At 72.2% G+C, this 4,588-nt stretch carries 3 protein-coding genes; all 3 read left to right on the forward strand.

Features of this window, described 5'->3' with window-relative positions; genetic code table 11:
* Positions 1–708 precede the first annotated feature (708 nt).
* The 3 genes from E2C05_RS28955 to E2C05_RS28965 all read left to right on the forward strand — a co-directional run bounded on the left by E2C05_RS28955 (position 709) and on the right by E2C05_RS28965 (position 4,537).
* Entirely contained in the window at positions 709–2,109 is a 1,401-nt protein-coding gene (locus E2C05_RS28955; RefSeq protein ID WP_133223094.1) for an NAD(P)H-dependent flavin oxidoreductase, read from the forward strand.
* Positions 2,110–2,258: 149 nt separating this feature from the next.
* Positions 2,259–2,948 (forward strand): cysteine hydrolase family protein, encoded by a 690-nt coding sequence (locus E2C05_RS28960; protein WP_133223095.1) that lies wholly within the window; start codon positions 2,259–2,261, stop codon positions 2,946–2,948.
* 2 nt (positions 2,949–2,950) lie between these two features.
* Entirely contained in the window at positions 2,951–4,537 is a 1,587-nt protein-coding gene (locus E2C05_RS28965) for a hypothetical protein (RefSeq protein ID WP_200305773.1), read from the forward strand.
* Positions 4,538–4,588: the final 51 nt, after the last annotated feature.

Consider the following 4,588-nt stretch of genomic DNA (forward strand, 5'->3'; position numbering starts at 1 on the left):
CGACCGTGGCGACCGCCCGCCGCGGCGGGACCGGCACGAAGCGGCCGAGTAAGGCGCGCGGCGCGGCCGGCGACCCGGCCGCGCCCGAGGCCCGCCATGCTCCGGCCGGGCAACGGCCCGGGGCGGCGCGGAACCGGGCCGGGCCAAGGGCCGTTGGCCAGGGCCAGCCTCGGGCATCCTTGCCCGGGCCGGCCGCGCTCCGGCCCGGCAGCGGGCCGGGGCCGGGGCCAGGGCCAAATGCGGGGGACCGGCGGCGCCGCGCCGCCGGCCCGGGGCATTCCCACGCTGTCGCATTCGCGTGAGAATGCTCTAGTGTTGCCGCCGCGCCCCCGTTGCCATCGGCGGCGGATGCGGCGGACCATCAGGCCACGGACGGCAGGGGGCCGGTGGCCCGGACCAAGCGCGTCGCCGGGGGGCGACGGGCTTCGGGACCAGGATGGCGGCGTCCTGCCCGCGACCCGCATCGGGGTGTGTTCCCCGCAGGGCGCGGACCGGCAGGGCGCTGACGGCGGAGGGAGCGGCGGCCGGATTGCGAAGCCCGCGCGGCTTCGGAAACGGGCTGCCGGGGGCGGGCCGCGGCGGGGTCAGGGACCCCGGGCGCGCGGCGCCGCATCGGAACCGGCGGCAGGCATGGCGGCACGGCAGGGGGGGCCGGCCACGGCGCCTGCCTTGGCATGAACGTCCAGTGGGCAGTCGAGGGCAAGGGTTGTGAAGGCGATCAACGCGATCCGCATGGGCGGTGTCGAGGTGCTGCCCCTGGTCGAGGGCGGCAAGGGCGTGGCCGTGTCCAATGGCGCGACCTGCGGCGGCTGGGCCTCGGGCGGCGGGGTCGGCACCTTCTCGGCGGTCAATGCCGACAGCTACGCGGCCGACGGCACGATCATCCGCCAGACCTACCAGGGCAAGACGCGGCGGGAACGGCACGAGGAGCTGGTCGCCTACGGCATCGCCGGCGGCATCGCCCAGGCGCGCGAGGCGCATGAGCGGAGCAACGGCCAGGGCCGCATCCACGCCAACATCCTCTGGGAGATGGGCGGGGCGGAACGGGTGATCCGCGGCATCCTGGACGGCGCGAAGGGGCTGGTGCAGGGCATCACCTGCGGCGCCGGCATGCCCTACCGCTTGGCCGACATCGCCCGCGAATATGCGGTGCACTACTACCCCATCGTCTCCTCCGCCCGCGCCTTCACCGCGCTGTGGAAGCGCAGCTACCACAAGGCGCGGGAGCTGCTGGGCGGCGTGGTCTATGAGGATCCCTGGCTGGCCGGCGGCCATAACGGCCTGTCGAATTCCGAGGACCCGCTGCGCCCGGAGGCGCCCTATGACCGCGTCCTCAAGCTGCGGCAGCAGATGCGGGAGCTGGGCCTGGGCGAGGTGCCGATCATCATGGCCGGCGGCGTCTGGTGGCTGGAGGAGTGGGAGGACTGGATCGACAACAAGGAGCTGGGCCCGGTCGCCTTCCAGTTCGGCACCCGCCCGCTGCTGACCCAGGAAAGCCCGATCTCCGACGCCTGGAAGCAGCGCCTGCTGACCCTGAAGGACGGTGACGTGCTGCTGCAGCGCTTCTCGCCGACCGGCTTCTATTCCTCGGCCGTGCGGAACGACTTCATCCGGGAGCTGGAGGCGCGGAACGAGCGCCAGGTGGCCTACACGACCGAGCCGGTGGGCGACCACGCGGCGGAATACGGCGTCGGCCCGCGCAAGCGGAAGGTCTGGCTGACCCCGCATGACCTGGACCGGGTCCGCAGCTTCGAGGCCGAGGGCTTCACCGAGGCCATGCGCACGCCGGACAACACGCTGATCTTCGTGACGCGGGAGAAGCAGGCGGAGATCGTGCAGGACCAGATCGACTGCATGGGCTGCCTGTCCGCCTGCCGCTTCTCCAACTGGTCGCAGCATGAGCCGGACTACGACACGGGGAAGAAGGCCGACCCGCGCAGCTTCTGCATCCAGAAGACGCTGCAGGACATCGCGCATGCCGGCACCACCGAGCACAACTTGATGTTCGCCGGGCACAACGCCTTCCGCTTCGGCAGCGACCCCTTCTACTCCAACGGCTTCATCCCGACGGCGAAGCAGCTGGTGGAGCGGATCCTGACCGGGCGCTGAGCCCGGCGGCACTGCCGGCGCCGTGGGCGGTGCTGCCCATGGCGTAATCATTCCGGGCGGCACGGCGCCGTCCTGCCCAGGCCTCGCGCATTTGGCATCGGTCTTGCTGGTGCCCGCCCCGCGGACAGCATGTCTGCGGGAGCGTCGCGATGGCGATCACGCTGCCGGCGGAGCCGGCCCCGGTCACCCTGCACCCGGCGACCACCGCGCTGGTCGTCATCGACATGCAGCGCGACTTCCTGGAGCCGGGAGGCTTCGGGGCGAGTTTGGGCAACGACGTCTCCCGCCTCGGCGCCGCCGTGCCGGCCTGCGCCGCGGCGCTGGCCATCGCCCGCCGGGCGCATCTCACCATCGTCCATACCCGGGAAGGGCACCGCCCCGACCTGTCCGACTGCCCGCCGGCCAAGTGGGAACGCGGCCCGCCCGGCATGCGCATCGGCGATCCCGGGCCGATGGGCCGCATCCTGATCCGCGGCGAACCGGGCCACGACATCGTCCCGGACCTGGCGCCGCTGCCGGGGGAGGTGGTGCTGGACAAGCCCGGCAAGGGCGCCTTCTGCCAGACCGACCTCGAACTCATCCTGCGCAACCGCGGCATCGCCACCCTGCTGGTCTGCGGCGTGACCACCGAGGTCTGCGTCAACACCACGGTGCGCGAGGCGAATGACCGCGGCTTCCGCTGCGTCGTCCTGGGCGATGCCTGCGCCTCCTACATCCCGGAATTCCACGCCGCCGGCCTGGCGATGATCAAGGCCCAGGGAGGCGCGGGCGGGGGCATCTTCGGCTGGGTGTCGGACAGCGCCGCGCTGGGCGCGGCCTTCAGGGGGATCGCCGCATGAGCATGAGCAGCACCGCACGCGAACGCCCGATGCAAGGCCCGGTCCTCTGGGCGCCGGGCGACTGGAACGCGCTGTTCGGCTTCGGCACGAACATCCTGGTCAACCTGCTGACGCTGACCGCGCTGCTGCGCTTCGTCCTGAAGATGCCGGACGAGATCGTCTTCGGCCGCATCCTGCCGGCGGCCGGGCTGATGATGGCGCTGTCCACCTTCTACTACGCCTGGCTGGCGCACCGCCTTGCGGTGAAGGAAGGCCGCGGCGATGTCTGCGCGCTGCCTTCGGGCATCTCCGTCCCGCACATGTTCATCGTCTGCTTCGTCATCATGCTGCCGATCGCCGCCAGCACGGGCGACCCGGTGAAGGGGTGGGAAGCGGGCCTCACCTGGGTCTTCATCCAGAGCTTCATCCTGATGATCGGCGGCTTCTTCGCCCCGGTCATCCGCCGCATCACGCCGCGCGCCGCGCTGCTCGGCACCCTCGCCGGCGTCTCCGTCACCTTCATCTCCATGCGGCCGGCGGTCGAGATCTTCCTGACGCCCGTCATCGGCCTCGTCTGCCTCGGCATCATCCTGGCGTCGTGGTTCGGCGCGGTGCGCTGGCCGCGCGGGCTGCCGGCGGGGCTGGTGGCGATTGCGGTGGGCATGGCCATCGCCTGGGGCGGCAACCTCATCGGGCTCGAGCTTGGCGGCATCGGCCTCGACAAGCTGGGCGCCGCGCTGTCGGGCATCGGCTTCTCCGTGCCGATCCCGGCCGTGGACCATGTCTTCGGCGGCTTCGAATACCTCGGCGTCATCCTCGTCACCGCCATCCCCTTCGGCATCTACGACCTCGTCGAGGCGATGGACAACGTGGAGAGCGCCGAGGCGGCGGGCGACCATTTCCCGACCACGCAGGTGCTGACCGCGGATGGCGTGGTCAGCCTCATCGGCTGCCTGATGGGCAACCCCTTCATCAACGCGGTCTATATCGGGCATCCCGGCTGGAAGGCGATGGGCGGGCGCATCGGCTATTCCGCCGCGACCGGCGCGGCGGTGCTGGTGCTGACCTGGCTCGGCATCGTCGGCGTGCTGCTGGCGGTGGTGCCGGTGGTCGCGATCCTGCCGATTCTGCTCTACATCGGCATGCTGATCGGCGCGCAGGCCTTCCAGGAAGTGCCGAAGCACCATGCACCGGCGGTGGTCCTGGCGCTGGTGCCGCACCTGGCGCATTGGGCACGCACGCTCATCGACGGCGCACTGGGCGCGGCCGGGACCACCGCCGCGGCGGTCGGGCTCGACAAGCTCGCCAACAACGGCGTGCTCTACAAGGGGCTGGAGGTGCTGGGGGAGGGCTCGATCCTCGGCGGCCTGATCTTCGGCGCCATCGCCGTCTGCGTGATCGAGAAGCAGTGGACCAAGGCGGCCGCCTTCGCCGCCGCCGGCGCGGGGCTGACCTTCTTCGGCTTCATGCATGGCCCGGCGGTGGGCTTCGCCGTCACGCCCGGCGTCGCCTTCGCCTATGCGCTGCTGGCCGGGTTGCTGTTCGCCTGCGGGCGGCAGCAGGTGCCGGTGGCCGCCTCCGCCCGGCCGGCGCCCGCCGCGGCGGAATAGGGCGGGCCGCGCCGCGCCTGCCCGGTTGGGCCGCGACGCGGCGGCCCCGCG

It is taken from the genome of Paracraurococcus ruber, assembly GCF_004353985.1.
GTDB classification, from domain to species: domain Bacteria; phylum Pseudomonadota; class Alphaproteobacteria; order Acetobacterales; family Acetobacteraceae; genus Paracraurococcus; species Paracraurococcus ruber.

What these genes read in the sequence shown, in the direction of transcription:
- E2C05_RS28960 (WP_133223095.1), top strand. Translation starts at nt 2,259, where the DNA reads ATGGCGATCACGCTGCCGGCGGAGCCGGCCCCGGTCACCCTGCACCCG.
- E2C05_RS28965 (WP_200305773.1), top strand. Translation starts at nt 2,951, where the DNA reads ATGAGCAGCACCGCACGCGAACGCCCGATGCAAGGCCCGGTCCTCTGG.